The organism is Streptomyces sp. JNUCC 64 (assembly GCF_054484115.1).
On record NZ_CM137015.1, the window covers coordinates 1,028,686 to 1,043,599 of the forward strand.

General features: G+C 71.7%; 14 protein-coding genes. 11 read left to right on the forward strand and 3 right to left on the reverse strand.

Translation table 11 applies throughout. From position 1 onward, the window contains the following. Positions 1 to 246: 246 nt before the first annotated feature. A complete protein-coding gene (locus ACVWNX_RS03930; RefSeq protein WP_454412455.1) occupies positions 247 to 1,242 on the forward strand; it encodes a ParB/RepB/Spo0J family partition protein in 996 nt (331 codons plus the stop codon). On the opposite strand, the gene ACVWNX_RS03935 is transcribed toward ACVWNX_RS03930, so the two are convergent. After that, complete coding sequence (locus ACVWNX_RS03935; protein WP_454412456.1) at positions 1,150 to 2,505, reverse strand: MFS transporter; 1,356 nt, start codon at positions 2,503 to 2,505, stop codon at positions 1,150 to 1,152. The two genes, ACVWNX_RS03930 and ACVWNX_RS03935, sit on opposite strands and share 93 nt — an antisense overlap. Continuing rightward, a complete protein-coding gene (locus ACVWNX_RS03940; RefSeq protein WP_454412457.1) occupies positions 2,502 to 3,656 on the reverse strand; it encodes a sulfatase in 1,155 nt (384 codons plus the stop codon). Before ACVWNX_RS03940 ends, ACVWNX_RS03935 begins: the two co-directional genes overlap by 4 nt. Before the next feature lie 174 nt (positions 3,657 to 3,830). Between ACVWNX_RS03940 and ACVWNX_RS03945 the strand changes: the two genes are divergently transcribed. The 7 genes from ACVWNX_RS03945 to ACVWNX_RS03975 are packed head-to-tail and all read left to right on the forward strand — an operon-like array spanning position 3,831 to position 11,813. After that, on the forward strand, positions 3,831 to 5,495 hold the full coding sequence (locus ACVWNX_RS03945; RefSeq protein ID WP_454412458.1) for a B12-binding domain-containing radical SAM protein: 1,665 nt from the start codon (positions 3,831 to 3,833) through the stop codon (positions 5,493 to 5,495). A gap of 2 nt (positions 5,496 to 5,497) precedes the next feature. Further along, positions 5,498 to 6,517: a sulfotransferase family protein gene (locus ACVWNX_RS03950; RefSeq protein ID WP_454412459.1), complete on the forward strand. Its 1,020-nt coding sequence runs from the start codon at positions 5,498 to 5,500 to the stop codon at positions 6,515 to 6,517. Then, positions 6,514 to 7,257, forward strand: coding sequence for a class I SAM-dependent methyltransferase (locus ACVWNX_RS03955; protein WP_454412460.1), 744 nt, complete (start codon positions 6,514 to 6,516; stop codon positions 7,255 to 7,257). The genes ACVWNX_RS03950 and ACVWNX_RS03955 overlap by 4 nt, the downstream gene beginning before the upstream one ends. 1 nt (position 7,258) lies before the next feature. Beyond that, complete coding sequence (locus ACVWNX_RS03960) at positions 7,259 to 7,711, forward strand: rubrerythrin family protein (protein ID WP_454412461.1); 453 nt, start codon at positions 7,259 to 7,261, stop codon at positions 7,709 to 7,711. Further along, positions 7,708 to 9,639 (forward strand): methyltransferase domain-containing protein, encoded by a 1,932-nt coding sequence (locus ACVWNX_RS03965; RefSeq protein WP_454412462.1) that lies wholly within the window; start codon positions 7,708 to 7,710, stop codon positions 9,637 to 9,639. Before ACVWNX_RS03960 ends, ACVWNX_RS03965 begins: the two co-directional genes overlap by 4 nt. Continuing rightward, entirely contained in the window at positions 9,632 to 10,885 is a 1,254-nt protein-coding gene (locus tag ACVWNX_RS03970; RefSeq protein WP_454412463.1) for a sulfotransferase, read from the forward strand. The genes ACVWNX_RS03965 and ACVWNX_RS03970 overlap by 8 nt, the downstream gene beginning before the upstream one ends. Positions 10,886 to 10,934: 49 nt before the next feature. Next, positions 10,935 to 11,813, forward strand: a complete 879-nt coding sequence (locus ACVWNX_RS03975) for a dimethylarginine dimethylaminohydrolase family protein (RefSeq protein ID WP_454412464.1) — start codon at positions 10,935 to 10,937, stop codon at positions 11,811 to 11,813. A 19-nt stretch (positions 11,814 to 11,832) separates the two neighbouring features. Here ACVWNX_RS03975 and ACVWNX_RS03980 read toward each other — a convergent pair whose 3' ends face one another. Next, positions 11,833 to 12,243: a DUF6027 family protein gene (locus ACVWNX_RS03980; RefSeq protein WP_454412465.1), complete on the reverse strand. Its 411-nt coding sequence runs from the start codon at positions 12,241 to 12,243 to the stop codon at positions 11,833 to 11,835. A gap of 79 nt (positions 12,244 to 12,322) precedes the next feature. Here ACVWNX_RS03980 and ACVWNX_RS03985 point away from each other — a divergent pair, with 79 nt between their 5' ends. The 3 genes from ACVWNX_RS03985 (at position 12,323) to ACVWNX_RS03995 (ending at position 14,901) form a co-directional block, all read left to right on the forward strand. Further along, on the forward strand, positions 12,323 to 12,454 hold the full coding sequence (locus ACVWNX_RS03985) for a hypothetical protein (protein ID WP_454412466.1): 132 nt from the start codon (positions 12,323 to 12,325) through the stop codon (positions 12,452 to 12,454). 182 nt (positions 12,455 to 12,636) lie between these two features. Beyond that, positions 12,637 to 12,864 carry an MbtH family protein gene (locus tag ACVWNX_RS03990; RefSeq protein WP_454412467.1) on the forward strand — a complete coding sequence of 76 codons (228 nt, stop codon included), beginning with the start codon at positions 12,637 to 12,639 and terminating at the stop codon, positions 12,862 to 12,864. 129 nt (positions 12,865 to 12,993) lie between these two features. Then, positions 12,994 to 14,901: a KedN5 family methylcobalamin-dependent radical SAM C-methyltransferase gene (locus tag ACVWNX_RS03995; protein WP_454412468.1), complete on the forward strand. Its 1,908-nt coding sequence runs from the start codon at positions 12,994 to 12,996 to the stop codon at positions 14,899 to 14,901. Positions 14,902 to 14,914 lie beyond the last annotated feature (13 nt).

A 14,914-nucleotide genomic window follows, 5' to 3' on the forward strand; every position in this document is an offset into this window, starting at 1 on the left:
GAACGAGGGGAACTCTGTCCCATGACGCGGAGCGGTGTCAACGAGTCGACGAGCGCTTACTCCGGAACTCCCCGGCGTTCCGGCCACAATGAAAACTATGAGAACTTGCTCACGGAAAATCTTGCCCCGCCGGTCTGTTCGGCTCTCCAAGGCGGCCAGTATCTTCCTGAGACCTGATCAGTCGCACGCCGCCGAGCGGGACCGGGTCGTGCTCGGAAATGGGTTGGCCCATCTGGAGGAGTTCGGATGAGCGGGACATCGCTGGACACGCGGTTAAGGGACACGCCACCGACGTCCGTGCCGGTCGACCAGGTGAGCGAAACGCGTCCCGTGCGGGTCGCCGGTTCCAGTCCCGACCACGTCAGCGCGCTCGCGCAGTGTCCGGACGACCTCCCGCCGATCCTGGTGCACCGGCCGACCATGCGGGTCGTCGACGGTGTGCACCGGCTGCGCGCGGCCAGGCTGCGCGGGGACGCCACCATCGCCGTGCGGTTCGTCGACGGCACCGAGGAGGACGCGTTCCTGCTCGCCGTGAGCGTCAACGTGACCCAGGGGCTGCCGCTGACGCTGGCCGACCGCACCGCCGCCGCCGCCCGGATCCTCTCCTCGCATCCGCACCTGTCGGACCGGCTGATCGCGTCGACGGCGGGGCTGTCCACGAAGACGGTGGCCTCGATCCGGCGATGTTCAACCGGGGAAACGACTCAGTTGAACACCCGCCTCGGCCGCGACGGAAAAGTGCGGCCACTCGACGCCTCCCACGGGCGCATGATTGCGAGCCAAGCGGTTTCGAAAAACCCGAATCTTTCACTTCGGGAGATCGCCCGGATCGCCGGAATATCGGTCGGCACCGCCCGGGACGTAAGAGAGAGAATGCGCCGCGGCGAGGATCCCATTCCGCGGCGGCACCGCCTTTCCGCCGGACACCGCGTGGAGGACGACCGGCCCGAGAACAACGCGCCGGGCGACGACAACGGCGGTGACAACGGCACGCCGCGCGCCGAGCGGGACCGGTTCCTGCTCTCGCTGCGCACCGATCCGTCGTTGCGGTTCTCGGAGGTCGGCCGCGCGCTGCTGCGGCTGCTCGACGCCAACACCCTCGACACCGCGCAGTGGGACCGTCTCGCGGCCGCCGTCCCCCAGCGCTGGTCACCGGTGGTCGCCGACCTCGCCACCGGCTGCGCGGCCGACTGGTCGGCGCTCGCCTGCCGGGTCCGGGGCCAGGTCCGCGTCAGCGCGTGAGTCCGGCGCGCACAGCACCGCGATCGCCGCCGCCGCCTCGACCACCGCGAACAGCGCGACCACCGGAAGCAGCGACGACGCGTCACCGGTGATCGCGACCGCGACCAGCGGCCAGAAGCTGGAGATCGTCACGCCCACCTGGTAGGTCACGGCGATCGCGGAGAACCGCACCATGGTCGGGAACAGGTCCACCAGGAACGCCGCCAGGGAACCGTAGATCGCTCCGTGCGCGACGGTCAGCGCGGGGAGGAACACCAGGGCGACCAGCACCGGATCGCCCGAGGACAGCCAGGCGCCCGCCGGGACCATCGCCACCACCGCGACCGCGTAGCCGAAGACCATGACCCGTTTGCGGCCGAAGCGGTCGGACAGCGCGCCGAACACCGGCAGGGTCACGCACTCCGCCAGGGCCGCGATCATCAACCCGGTCAGCACGGTCGACCGCACCTCCGGTCCGGCCTTCGCCGCGTGCGCCACCAGGAACACGGTGAACATCGCGATCACCGAACCGGTGCCGAGCGAGGCGAGGATGCCGATCACCACCCGGCGCGGCCATCGCTTGAGCACCGCGACCACCGGTACCCGGGCGGCGCGGTTCTCCGCCCGGGCGCGCAGGAACTCCGGTGTCTCCTCGATCCCCAGCCGGACCCAGATCCCGATGCCGACCAGGACGCTCGACGCCAGGAACGGCAGCCGCCACCCCCAGCTCAGGAAGTCCTCCTCGGGCAGCTGGGAGATCAGCACGAAGGTCAGGTTGCTGCCGAACAGCGCCACCGCGAAGCCCATCGCGGGCCAGCTGCTGAGGAAGCCCCGGCGCCCGGGCGGGCCGTGCTCGGTGCTGAGCAGCACCGCGCTCCCCCATTCGCCGCCGATGCCGATGCCCTGCGCGACGCGCAGCGTCACCAGCAGGACCGGCGCGAGGACCCCGGCCGTGTCGTAGGTGGGCAGCAGCCCGATGCCGAAGGTGGCCACGCCCATGATGAGCAGCGTCCACACCATCATCGCCTTGCGGCCCACCCGGTCGCCGAAGTGGCCGAACAGCAGGCCGCCCAGCGGGCGCGCGACGAACCCGGCCGCGTAGGTGGCGAACGACGCGAGCACCCCGCCGGCGGTCGACGTCCCCGGGAAGAACAGCGGGCCGAACACCAGCGCCGACGCCGTCGCGTACAGATAGAAGTCGTACCACTCGATGGCGGTGCCGACGGTGCTCGCCACCAGCACCCGGCGGACCGAACGGGGCGCCGTGGTCCCCCCTGCCGTCACGCGTCCTCACCGGACACGAGGAGCCGCCCGTCGAGTTCGTCGGGATCGGCGGCGAGGTCGTAGGCCCACACCTGCCGTCCGTCCGCCTCCCAGATCACCTTCCGCCCGTCCGCCCGCACCGCGTGCAACGCCTTCAGGTCCGGGTACTCGTCCGAGGCGGCGGCCCGCTCCTGCGGGAAGTAGGTCTCCGAGTACGCCTCGCGGGACGCCCCGGTGCCGTCCGCGAAGAACTCGGTCAGCGAGGCGCCGTCCGACGGCCGCGGGTCCAGCCCCAGGTGGTCGAGGACCGTCGGCATGATGTCGACCAGCCGCACCTGGCCGTCCACGCTCGTCCCCGCCGGCACCCCGGGGCCGCTGATGACCAGCGGCACGTGCTGGGTCGCGTCGAACAGCAGACAGCCGTGGCCCTCCTCGTACGGGTGGCCGAGGTCACCGGCGTGGTCGTTGGGGTACCACCCGGCCAGGTCCTCGCCGTGATCGGAGAAGCAGACCACCAGCATCGACTCGACGTCGTGGCCCAGCTCGGCGAGGCGGCGCAGCAGGAGCTGGACGTAGTGGTCGGTGTAGGCGATCTCGCCCTCGTACGGGTTCGCCACCTCGACGCCGACGTCCTCCGGCGGCTCGTACGGCCAGTGCGCGTCGAAGAAGTGCGCGAAGAGGAAGAACGGCTGGTCGCCGTCCAGCGACTCCAGCCAGCGGGTGGCGCGTTCGACCACCAGCGGCGCGCGCTTGAGCGCCAGTCCGCGCAGCTTCACGTCGCCGACCGACAGCGGGTCCCGGCCGTCCGGCAGCAGCGGGATCTCGTCGTCGTAGAAGTCGAAGCCGCGGTCCATCCCGTACCACTGGTTCATGCCGGGGCAGGAGACCACCGCGCCGGTCGTGTACCCGGCCGCCGACAGGCACTCCGCCAGCGTCGGCACCCGCTTGTCCAGCGCCTCGCGGAACAGGTGCCTGATCCCGTGGCGGGGCGGCTGGAGGCCGGTGAACACCGTGGCGTGGCTGACCGGGGTCAGGGGACACGACGAGATCGCCTGGGTGAAGCTGACCCCGCCCGCGCGCAGCCGCTCCACACCGGGGAACTTCCCCGAATAGGCCACGTCGGCGCGCACGGTGTCCAGGGAGATGAACAGGACGTTCGGCTGTGTGGTCACCGGGATTTCCTCTGCATTCCTGTGTCGACGCCAGCGGCACCGAAGGCTAGCAACGGGCTCCCGGCGTACGACAACGACGAACCGCGCGGAATGAACACCCGTGCCGAACGGCACTCCGCGCCCCTACAGTTGCCCGGCGGAGCGCCCACGATCGTGATGCGAGGGAGAATTCACATGGCGCGCAAGGTATCCCTGGCCCTGGAGCTTTACACCGACGCGAACGGCACCGTCGACCAGCGTTACATCGAGCAGATGCGCAACCAGGACGCCGAACCGGTGCCGACCGATCCCGCGCTGCCGAGGTTCACCCTCGTCGTCGGTCCCTCGCCGTTCACCATGCCGCGCGGTTGGGAGTTCTTCCTCACCTCGCCCTACGAAGGCGCGACGTACATCTCGACCGTGCTGCACAACGCCGGGTACCCGGTGCGCATCGTCGACGTCCGCTACACCCCGAACCCGTTGCAGGCGGCGTACGAGCAGATCACCGAGGGCACCGATGTGCTCGGGCTGTGCACGTTCGAGGACAACTTCCCCTTCTGCCGCGCGCTGATGGCGATGGTCCGTGATTCCCACCCGGACATACCGATCATCTGCGGCGGCTCGCTGGTCACTTCCGTTCCGTCGATATTCATGGCGGAGACCGACTGCGATGTCGCGGTGATCAGCGAGGGCGAGATCACCATCCTGGAACTGATGGAGAGTTACTCCCGGGGCTCATGGGACCGGGATCTCCCGAACATCAAGGGCATCTGCTACCGGGACGAGAAGGGAAAGCCGCACCGCACCTCGCCGCGCGGTCAGATGATGGATCTCGACGCGCTGCCCAGGATGCGGCTCGACCTGTGGCCCCAGTCGAAGTCGCCGCTCGGGATGCAGCCGCAGGTGATCTCGTCCTACAGCCGCGGCTGCAAGATGGACTGCTCGTTCTGCTACCGCACCACCCCGCAGGTACGGGCGAAGTCGCCGGAGAAGATGGACCGCGACCTCGACTGGCTGAAGACCCAGTACGGCGTGGACTTCTGCTTCTTCGTCGACCTCACGTTCAGCTCGCACCGGGGCCAGACCATCGAGATGTGCGACGTGATCTCCCAGCACGATCTGCGGTGGACCTGTCTGACCCGGTGCGCCGACATGGACGTGCCGCGCATCGACGCGATGCGGGACGCGGGCGCGGACATCATCCTGTACGGCGTCGAGTCGCTGGGCTCCGAGGTGTTGCGCGAGGCCCGCAAGGGCAGCAGCGAGAACCTGACCGTCCGAGCGATGCGCACCACGTTCGAGGGCGGCGTGCGGTTCGGCTCGCTGCTCATCGTCGGTCTGCCGAACGAGACCGAGGAGTCCCTGTCGCACATGGTGCAGTTCGCCGAGCAGTACAACCACGTGACCCGGGTGAAGTACCTGTCGGCCATGCCCGGCACGACGGTCTACCGGGACGCGGTGCGGAATAAAGTGATCCGCACCGAGATCGACCACCTGAACTGGCTGTCGGTGGAACAGGCGCTGCACGAGGACGAGTTCCTGAACGTGAGCGGGCTGCCCGAACAGGTCTGCCGGGACGCCTACAAACGGGTGTACGACGCCTACCAGCCCGGCCCGGTGATGGACTTCCGGCACTGGCCGGAGCACTTCCAGTACTTCCATCCGCAACCGGCCGACGGCACCGAGCGGTCGACGTCGTACGCCGGCAACGGCTGGCGCGCGGAGTGGAGTTCGGCCGCCGCGCCCCTGGTTCCCGGCTCCGAGAAGTACACCCTGGACAAGGTGGCCGACCCGGTGGTGGCCCAGGCCGGGAGCACGCTGATGGACTGCGGCGCGAAGAAGCTCTCGGTCGGGGGCTGACCATGTCCCCCCAGGACGGCCCGATCCTGATCATCGGGACCGAGCGCTCCGGGTCGAACCTGCTGCGGCTGGTGCTCGACGCGCACTCGCGGATCGCGGTCCCGCACCCGCCGCACTTCATGCGGTACCTGTCCGGCATCCCGTACGGCGGTGACGTCGACGCGATGGTGGACGACGCGCTGCGGTTGCTGCGCGACCACATCCATCCGTGGCCGCACCCGATCGACCGGGCCGCGGTGGCCGGGGCGGCCGGTCCGTCGCTGTTCGGGGTGGTGTCGGCGATCTACGACCAGTACCGCGTCGCGGAGGGCGCGGCCCGGTGGGGGTGCAAGAGCACCTTCATGGTCGAGCACGTCGACGAGGTGCTCGCCGAACTGCCGGGCGCGCGGTTCCTGTGGCTGGTGCGCGATCCCCGCGATGTGGCCGCGTCGGCGAAGCGGGCCGTGTTCGGCCACTGCCACCCGTACCGGATGGCACTGCGGTGGGCGGCCGAACAGGAGCTGGCCCGCGCGGCCCTGGAGCGGTGGGGGCCGTCCGTGGTGCACCTGGTGCGGTACGAGGACCTGGTGTCCTCGCCCGACCGGGAGATCCGGGCGGTCTGCGACTTCGTCGGTGAGGAGTTCGAGCCCGCGATGCTGGCGCACCACCTCGGTGACCACGCCCGGGTGACCGCGTCGCTGTCGGCGTCCTGGCGCACGGCGGGCGACCCGATCACCACGGCCCGGATCGGCGGCCACCGGCGGGGGCTGTCCGACCGGGAGCGGCGTCAGGTGGAGAGCGTCACCGCGCGGGGGATGGAGGCGCTGCGCTATCCGTTCGACGCGGCCTCGCTGGACGAACCGGCTCCCGGTCCGCTCGGCGTCGCGCTGCGCGGGCTGGCGGTGCGGCTGGCGGTGGAGGCGCGATCGCTGCGCGCCGACCGCAACCACTTCCGGCGCTGGCGACGCGACGCCACCGTCCACCGGCTGCGCCGCCGCGCGAGACCGCGCCGCGCCCTGGTTCCGTCAGGAGAGAACACATGAACGAAACGGGAAGCGTCCGTACGCACTTCGCCGACCGCGCGAGCGGCTACGACCGGTCCAGCGCGTGGTGCACCGACGACGCGCTCGGGGAGCTGACGCTGTCCGCGGCGGCGCCCCGGCCGGACGACGCGGTCCTGGACGTGGCGTGCGGCACCGGACTGGTGTCGAGGCTGTTCGCCGGGCGGGTGGGGCGGCTGGTCGGCGTGGACATCACGCCGGAGATGGCGGAGCAGGCGCGCGACGCGCTGGACGAGCTGGTGATCGCCCCGGCGGAGGAGCTGCCGTTCGAGGACGGCACGTTCGACGTCGTGGTGTGCCGTCAGGGGATCCAGTTCATGGCGCTGCCGGACGCGGTCCGGGAGATGGCGCGGGTGACCCGGCCGGGCGGGCGGATCGTGCTGGCCCATCTGTGCGCCTACGGGGACGACGACCGCGACGAGTACTTCGAGATCCTGCGGTTGCGCAACCCGGCCCGGCGGCACTTCTTCGGGCCCGGCGACGTCGAGGCCCTGCTCACCGGCGCGGGGTGCGACCCGGTGCGGTCGCGGCGGTACGTGTCGGTGGAGGACGTGGACGTGTGGTCGGACAACGGCGCGATCGGCGAGGACGCCCGGGAGGCCATCCGGGAGCGCTACGCGAAGGCGTCGCCCGCGTTCCGCGCGCGGCACGCGGTGTCCGAGGCGGACGGGCGGATCACCGACCACATGCTGTTCGTCGTCGCCTCCGGAACGAGGGTCTGACATGGAACCGGACCAGTCCCTCGCCGACGGGGTGCGGGCCGCGTTCCTCGCCGAGGCGGCCACCGCGGCGCGGTACACCTACTTCGCGCGGGTCGCCGAGATCGAGGGCCACACCGAGGCGGCCCGGGTGCTGGACGAGCTGGCCGAGAGCGTGGTCTGCGCCGCCCACGGGCACCTGGACGTGCTGCGCGACCTGCTGGGCGGCGACGATCCGGGCACCGGCCGCGCGCTCGGCGACACCCGTCGCCACCTCGCCTCGGCGATCGACGGCGACCTCGGGGAGGCCACCGAACGCTACCCCGGCCTGGCGGCGCGGGCGCACCTGGACGGCGTGGCCGATCTGGCGAGCTGGCTGGAGACCCTGTGCACATTGAAGAAGACGCACGTGGACCGGCTGGAGCGGGCCCTCGCCGGACTGACCGAGCAGCGGTTCGCCGGGAACGGAGCGCCATGACCACCGAGTACACCGCAGAGGCGATCACCGTCTACTCCGGGCTGGAGGCGGTGCGCCGCAACCCGTCGATGTACGTCGGGTCGACCGGCCCGGACGGCGCCCACCACCTGGTGCTCGAACTGATCGACAACGCCGTGGACGAGGCCGCCGCCGGGCACTGCGGCACGATCTCGGTGGAGCTGTACGACGACGGCTCCTGCTCGGTCACCGACGACGGCCGGGGCATCCCCGTCGATCCGCATCCGGAGGCCGGGATCCCGGCGTGCGAGCTGGTGTTCACCACGCTGCACTCGGGGGGCAAGTTCGACCGTTCCTCGTACGCGACCTCGGCCGGGCTGCACGGCGTCGGCCTGGCCTGCGTGAACGCGTTGTCCCAATGGCTACGGCTGGACGTGTGGCGCGACGGCGCGCACCACGGCGAGTCGTTCGCCCGGGGCTCGGTCGAGACCCCGCTCAAGCGGATCGGCGACAGCGACCGCCGGGGCACCCGGGTGTGGTTCCGTCCGGACCCGGAGATCTTCTCCTCGTGCGCGCTCGACGCGGACCTGGTGCGCGCCCGGCTGCTCGACATCGCGTATCTGCACCCGGGGCTGCGGGTCGACCTCACCGACCACCGCACCGGACGGCACGAGTCGCTGTGCGAGACGACCGGGGTGCGGGGCCTGCTCGCGCACCGCGCCCGCGACGCCGAGAAGGTGCACGCCGAGCCGACCACCATCACCTGGGCCGGGGACGGGTGCGTGATCGACGCCGCCGTCCAGTGGACCGAGGGGTACGCGGAGCAGGTCTTCAGCTACGTCAACACCATCCGCACCGACCTGGGCGGTTCGCATGTGGAGGCCCTGCGCGGCGCGCTGGCCGGGGTGGTGGCCGAACACCTCGGCCCGGCCGCGGACCGGATGACCGCGGTCGACATCCTGGAGGGGCTGACCGCGGTGATCGCGATCCGGATCCCGGACGCGCGGTTCGACGGCCAGACCAAACGCACCCTGCGCAACGAGGACGCGGGCGCCCGGGTGTTCGAGGTGGTCACCGAGCAGGCGCGGCGGGCGCTGGAGGCCGATCCGGAGCTGGCCCGCCGCATCGTCGAACGGGCCGTGGACGCGAGCCGGGCCCGGCTCGCCGCGCGGCTGGCCGGACGGACGGCCCGCTCCCGCACCCGGGCCGTCGAGGTCGACTACGCGGTCTACCAGCGGCAGTTCGGGATCCGCTCGAAGGACTGGCACGACTCGTGCGCCTGGCTCACCGACGAGGAGCTGCTCGGCAAGCACGCGGAGCTGTGCGCGGTGCCGTCGGACGCGCGGATGCTGGACGTGTGCTGCGGCAGCGGTGTCGTCGGCGGCGCGTTCCGGGGCCGGGTCGGCGAGATGGTCGGGCTGGACCTCACCCCGGAGATGGCCGCGCTGGCCGCCACCCGGCTGGACGTGGTGCACCAGGGCACCGTCTACGACCTGCCGTTCCCCGACGCCAGTTTCGACCTCGTGGTCACCCGGGAGGTGCTGCATCTGCTGCCCCAGCCGGAGCGGCCGGTCTCGGAGATCTTCCGGGTGCTGCGGCCGGGCGGGCAGTTCATCGTCGGGCAGATCGTGCCGTACGCGGACGTGGACGCGTTCTGGATGTTCCGCGTGTTCAAGAAGAAGCAGCCGCTGCTGTACCAGATGTTCCGCGAGGAGGACTTCCGGGCACTGCTCACCGGCGGCGGGTTCACCGACGTGCGGATGGAGGAGTACTTCCTCTGGGAGTCGATCGACAAGTGGATCGACACCCACGAGACGACGCCGGCGAACCGGCAGGAGATCTACCGCCTCTACTACGACGCGCCGCGCGAGGTGCGCGAGGCGCACCCGTTCGAGGTGCTGCCGGACGGCTCGGTGCGCGACCGGTGGCGGTGGTGTGTGTACTCGGTGCGGAAACCCGACCATGCCTAGCCGCACCGTGGAGCGCCCGGTCGCCGAGGTGGTGCGCGGGCTGGAGGCGCTGCGGCCGCTGCGGGGCACGCCGGTGCCGCGCTTTTGCGCGAAGGTGCGCGACCTCGTCGTGGTCACGTCGAGTTCGCGGGGCGGGTCGAGCATGCTCGCCGAGCTGCTGCGGTCCTCGCCGCACCTGCTGCACCTGCGCGCCGAACTGGGTCCGCTGCTGCGGCTGGTCGGCCTGGACCACCCGCACAGCGGCACCGGGTCCGACGCGCTGGACGCGGCGCACTGGCACGGGCTCCCGCCCCGGTCCCGGGCGTTGTTCGAGGCGGAACTCGCGCTGGACGCGGGCTCCCCCGGCACCGGCGTGGAGAACCTGGCGGCGGACGCGGCGTGGCGGCTGGTCGTGCAGTGGCCGGGGCTGGGCCTCGACCCCGTCGACCTGGTGCGGACCGCCGAGGCGGTGCTGGACCGCGACGTCCCCCGGTTCGCGCGGGCGCTGATCGGCGTGACCGGCGTGAACCCCTGGTACTACGACCTCCCCGGGCGGTCGCCGGGACCACGGCCGGACGGGCCGCCCGGTGACGTGCTGCTCGAAGAGCCGCCCTTCGTCCTCCCCCGCCCGTGGCGGCCCGCGGACGAACACGACCTCGCCACCAAGCCGCTGGTGATCAAGACGCCGGGCAACGCCTACCGGCTCGGCTTCCTGCGGGCGGTGTTCCCCAACGCCCGGCTGCGGATGCTGCACCTCACCAGGAACCCGGCCGCGTCGATCAACGGCCTGGTCGACGGGTGGCTGCACCACGGGTTCCACGCGTACCGGCTGGACGAGCCGCTGCGCATCGCCGGGTACGCCGACGCCCGCCCGGCCGACCGGCACTGGTGGAAGTTCGACCTGCCGCCCCGCTGGCGCGCGTACACCGCCGTCCCCCTGCCCCGGGTCTGCGCCCACCAGTGGTGGTCGAGCCACCGCGCGGCGCTCGCGCACGGGGCGGACCACACGGTGCGGTTCGAGGACCTGATCAGCGGTCCGCACGCCCGCGCGGAGGCCGTCGGACGGATCGCTGACTGGCTGGGGGTCCCGTTCGACGGACCGCTGGAGCGGGCCGCGACCGACGGCGTCGCCGCCACCGTGGCCACCGCCGCGCCACGCCCCGGCCGGTGGCGGGCGCGGGAGGCGGAGATCCGGTCCGTGCTGAGCCCCGAGGTGCTCGCGATGGCGGAGAGGCTCGGTTATGACCGTGACGACCACTGGATCTGAGGCGAGCACCCACGGCGGCCCGGGATGGGTCCCCCGGACGGCGTCGCACGTGGACGAGGTCGCGGCCGGGAGCGTGTGGGCGCCGTGCGGGTACCGCTCGGAGACGGCCGCGCTGCGGTCGGTGCTGCTGGTCCGTCCGCCGGACAGCGTCGCCGAGGTGCGGCGGCCGGGGGCGTCGCTGATGCTCGGGCCGGTGGACCTCCCGGCGATGCGGGCGCAGTACGAGGCGCTGGCGGACCGGCTGCGGGAGCACGGGGTCGAGGTGTGTCTGACGGCCCCCGAGGCGACGCCGAACGTGGTGTTCGCGCGCGATCTGTTCTGGATGACCCCGGCCGGGGCGGTGCTGGCGCGGATGGCGTCGGCGCAGCGGGCGGGCGAGGAGCGGCACGCCGCGCTGGCGCTGGCCCGGGCCGGGTTCCCGATCCTGCGCACGGTGTCCGGCACCGCCCTGTTCGAGGGCGCGGACGCGCTGTGGATCGATCCCTCGACGGTGGTCGTGGGCACCGGGTTCCGCACCAACGCGGCCGGTGCGGCCGAGGTCGCCTCGGCGGTCGCGGGACTGGGGGCGCGGGTGGTGACGGTGCCGCTGGCGCCGGGCGTGCAGCATCTGCTGGGGACGGTGGTGTTCCTCGACGCGTCCACCGCCGTCGTCCACCGGGCGGCGGTCCCACCGGAGCTGGCGGCGCTGCTCGCCGAGTACGGCTACCGGGTGATCGCGCTGCCGCCGGACGAGGAACTGCTGGTGCGGCGCGGGATGAACCTGCTGGTGCTCGCGCCGGGGCGGGTGCTGATGCCCGCGGGCTGCCCGGGGATCCGGCGGACGCTGGAGCGGGCGGGTACGGCCGTCGACGAGATCGACGTCGGCGCGTACCTGGGGGCGGCCGGGGGCATCGGCTGTGTGACCGGGGTGGTGCGCCGTGAGCACTGAGCGCCGGTCCCCCGGCCGGTCACTGGGCCGGGTACACCGTGGGGTCGTCCAGCGGCACCTTCAGCCAGGAGATCATCTGCCGGAGCTGGTGGTACGCCGCGAGCCGCTGTTCGTCGGAATCGGCCTCCTCCGCCGCCGCGATCGGCTCCCACAGGCGCGGCACCATCACCGGCCCGAGTTCCAGCAGGCCGCCGCTGCCGCCGGTGGCCCACTTCGCCAGTACGTAGCGGGTGATCGCGCCGACCGGGATGTCGAGGTTCCGGGACATCCCGCGCACGGTCTCCATCGGGTCGAGGAGCCCGTAGTCGACCACCTCGGCCTTGAAGTTGGCGTGCGGGTCGTCCGGTGGCCAGCACCGCTCCCACTGGCGCAGCCGAACCGTCGGCGTACCGGTCGCGTCGAAGGCCAGGTCATCCATGTCGCCGTCCATACCGCCAGCCTAGGGCGGCACCGAGCTTGTCCGACCGGGCAAGGATGAACACCGAACCGAAGTCAGGAAAGGAGAACCAGTGAACGAGAACCTTCGCGAGGAGCACGTCGCACTCGTTCCGACCGACTCGGGCGCCGCCACCAGCGGCACCGCCACGGCCGACGACGAGGCGATCCGTCAGCAGCTGCGCAGCCTCGGCTACCGCATCTGACCTAACCGCCCCGGCCCTTCCGCACGGGAGGGCCGGGGCGTCCCGCGCGGGCGGCCGGACGGACCCGCCACCCGCGAACGGCCCGGCGCCCGGGCCCCCTTCGGCCGGGGGTCACCGTGCGCGCGGGCGGCGGTGTTGACCACCCGGCGGCGCGTTGTACGGTGCGGCGACTGGGAGGCGGCATGACTGAGACGACCAACCCGTTCGACGACGAGAACGGGGTGTTCCGGGTACTGCGCAACGACGAGGACCAGCATTCGCTGTGGCCGGAGTCCGCTCCGGTGCCCGCCGGATGGCGGGTGACGCACGGCCCGGACGGCCGGGCGGCGTGCCTGGCCCACGTCGAGGAGAACTGGACCGATCTGCGTCCGGCCTCCCTGCGCCGCGCCCTGGACCACCCGACCGGGTGAACCACCGGATGGACGCCCGGTCTCCACGGTGACCCGGCGGCCTGGCGGAACAGGGGCAGAACAGTGAGTCGGTCCATACTTCCGTTACCACGACCACGTTCGCGGGAGAGGCGCGGGCGCGCGCTGATCGTGCAGCAGGGCGCCTGGGACATGCCCAAGGAGTCGATGCCGCTCGCCGCCGGTTACCTGGTGGCCGCGGTGCGGGCCGATCCCGTGGTGGGACCCGAGTTCGACGTGGGGATACAGAACTTCCGCGGTGGGGAGTCCCTCGGCTCGATGGCGCGCGCGGTCTTCTCCGGGGTCGTGCCGGACGTGCTGGCGTTCTCGGTGTTCGGCTGGAACGTCAACCAGTTCGGCGCGCTCGCCGAGACCTACAAGTCGGTGCGTCCGGACGGCCTGGTCGTCTTCGGCGGAACGCACGTCGCCCACCAGGCGGAACGCGTCTTCCGGCGCTTCCCGGAGGTCGACGTGGTCGCCAACGGCGAGGGCGAGTTCACCTTCCGCGATCTGCTGCTCGCCGTCCTGGAGGAGAGGTCGCCGCACGACCTCGCGCGGGTGCCGGGCATCTCCTACCGCGACGAGGAGGGCACGGTCCGCACCACCGCCGGGGCACCGCGCGTCACCGACCTGGACAGCCTTCCGTCGCCGTTCCTCACCGGGGCGATCCCGATGCTGGACCACCACGGCCGGTTCCGCTACGACGTCGCGCTGATGGAGACCAACCGGGGCTGTCCGTACAAGTGCTCGTTCTGTTACTGGGGCGGCGCGGTCGGCCAGCGGATGCGCGACTTCTCCCGCGAGCGGCTGCGCGCGGAACTCGACCTCTTCGGTTACCACCGGATTCCGACGGTGGTGCTGTGCGACTCGAACTTCGGCATGCGCCAGCCGGACGCGGAGTTCGTCGAGGACCTCGTCCGGACGCGCGAGAAGTACGGGTTCCCCCGGTCGTTGGAGACGTCGTGGGCGAAGAACAAGTCCAAGACGTTCCGCGACATCATCCGCCGGATGAAGGCCGAGGGGTTCCAGAGCTCGTTCACCGTGGCGCTGCAGACGCTGGACGACACGGCGTTGCGCGACATGGGCCGGAGCAACATGCGGCTCAACGAGTGGAAGGAGCTGGCGAGCTGGCTCGCGGCGGAGGGGCTCGACGCCTACGCCGAGCTGATCTGGGGCGCGCCGGGCGAGACGGTCGACTCCTTCCTGACGGGTTACGACCGGCTGTCGGAGCACGTGTCCCGCATCGCCGTCTACCCGCTGTTGCTGCTGCCCAACACGGACTACGCGGAGAACCGCGAGAAGCACGGCTTCGTCACCGTGCGCGGCGACAACGACGACTTCGAGTACGTCCTGGCCAACCGCACCGTCACGGTCGCGGAGAACACGATGATGCAGCGGTTCATGTTCTGGGCCCGGATGATGAGCGAGAACATGTACTTCCGGCACATCTGGGTGCCGCTGCGGGAGCTGGCCGGGCTCACCCAGAGCGCGGTGCTGCTGGTGCTGTCGGACTGGTTCCAGGACTCGTCCGATCCCGCCGTCACCGGACTGCTCGGCCACGGCCGCGAGTTCACCGACTCCGGCCTGGTCGTCGAGTCGCTGCGCAAGCTCTACGCCGACCCCCGGTTCGCCCCGGTCTTCCAGCGCTGGTGGGACGAGGCGGTCCTGCCGAAGGTGCCCGAGCGGCACCGGCCGCTGCTGAACGAGATCTTCCGCTACGACAACGTGACCCGCCCGGTCTACTCCGCGGCGGGTGCCGGGGACGCCGAGGTGCGCGGCATCGACGGGCTGCCGCACTACGTCCGGGACGGTCTGCGGTTCCAGTACCCGATGCCGCGCGTCCTCGACGCCATCCGCGCGGGCCGGCCGTTCGACGACGAACCCTCACCGGTCGAACTGACGCTCGCGTACCGCGTCGGGTTCGCCGACTACCTCGACAACCACGAACTCGCGACCTACTACGCCGGTCGCTGTCTGGAGATCCGGGAGCCGGCGGCGCGACGGACGGACGCTCCGCGGGGCGGCGCGTCCACCCGCTGAGCCCGCCTTCCGG

What these genes read in the sequence shown, in the direction of transcription:
- ACVWNX_RS03955 (WP_454412460.1), top strand. Translation starts at nt 6,514, where the DNA reads ATGAACGAAACGGGAAGCGTCCGTACGCACTTCGCCGACCGCGCGAGC.
- ACVWNX_RS03930 (WP_454412455.1), top strand. Translation starts at nt 247, where the DNA reads ATGAGCGGGACATCGCTGGACACGCGGTTAAGGGACACGCCACCGACG.
- ACVWNX_RS03945 (WP_454412458.1), top strand. Translation starts at nt 3,831, where the DNA reads ATGGCGCGCAAGGTATCCCTGGCCCTGGAGCTTTACACCGACGCGAAC.
- ACVWNX_RS03960 (WP_454412461.1), top strand. Translation starts at nt 7,259, where the DNA reads ATGGAACCGGACCAGTCCCTCGCCGACGGGGTGCGGGCCGCGTTCCTC.
- ACVWNX_RS03970 (WP_454412463.1), top strand. Translation starts at nt 9,632, where the DNA reads ATGCCTAGCCGCACCGTGGAGCGCCCGGTCGCCGAGGTGGTGCGCGGG.
- ACVWNX_RS03990 (WP_454412467.1), top strand. Translation starts at nt 12,637, where the DNA reads ATGACTGAGACGACCAACCCGTTCGACGACGAGAACGGGGTGTTCCGG.
- ACVWNX_RS03965 (WP_454412462.1), top strand. Translation starts at nt 7,708, where the DNA reads ATGACCACCGAGTACACCGCAGAGGCGATCACCGTCTACTCCGGGCTG.
- ACVWNX_RS03950 (WP_454412459.1), top strand. Translation starts at nt 5,498, where the DNA reads ATGTCCCCCCAGGACGGCCCGATCCTGATCATCGGGACCGAGCGCTCC.
- ACVWNX_RS03980 (WP_454412465.1), bottom strand. Translation starts at nt 12,243, where the DNA reads ATGGACGGCGACATGGATGACCTGGCCTTCGACGCGACCGGTACGCCG.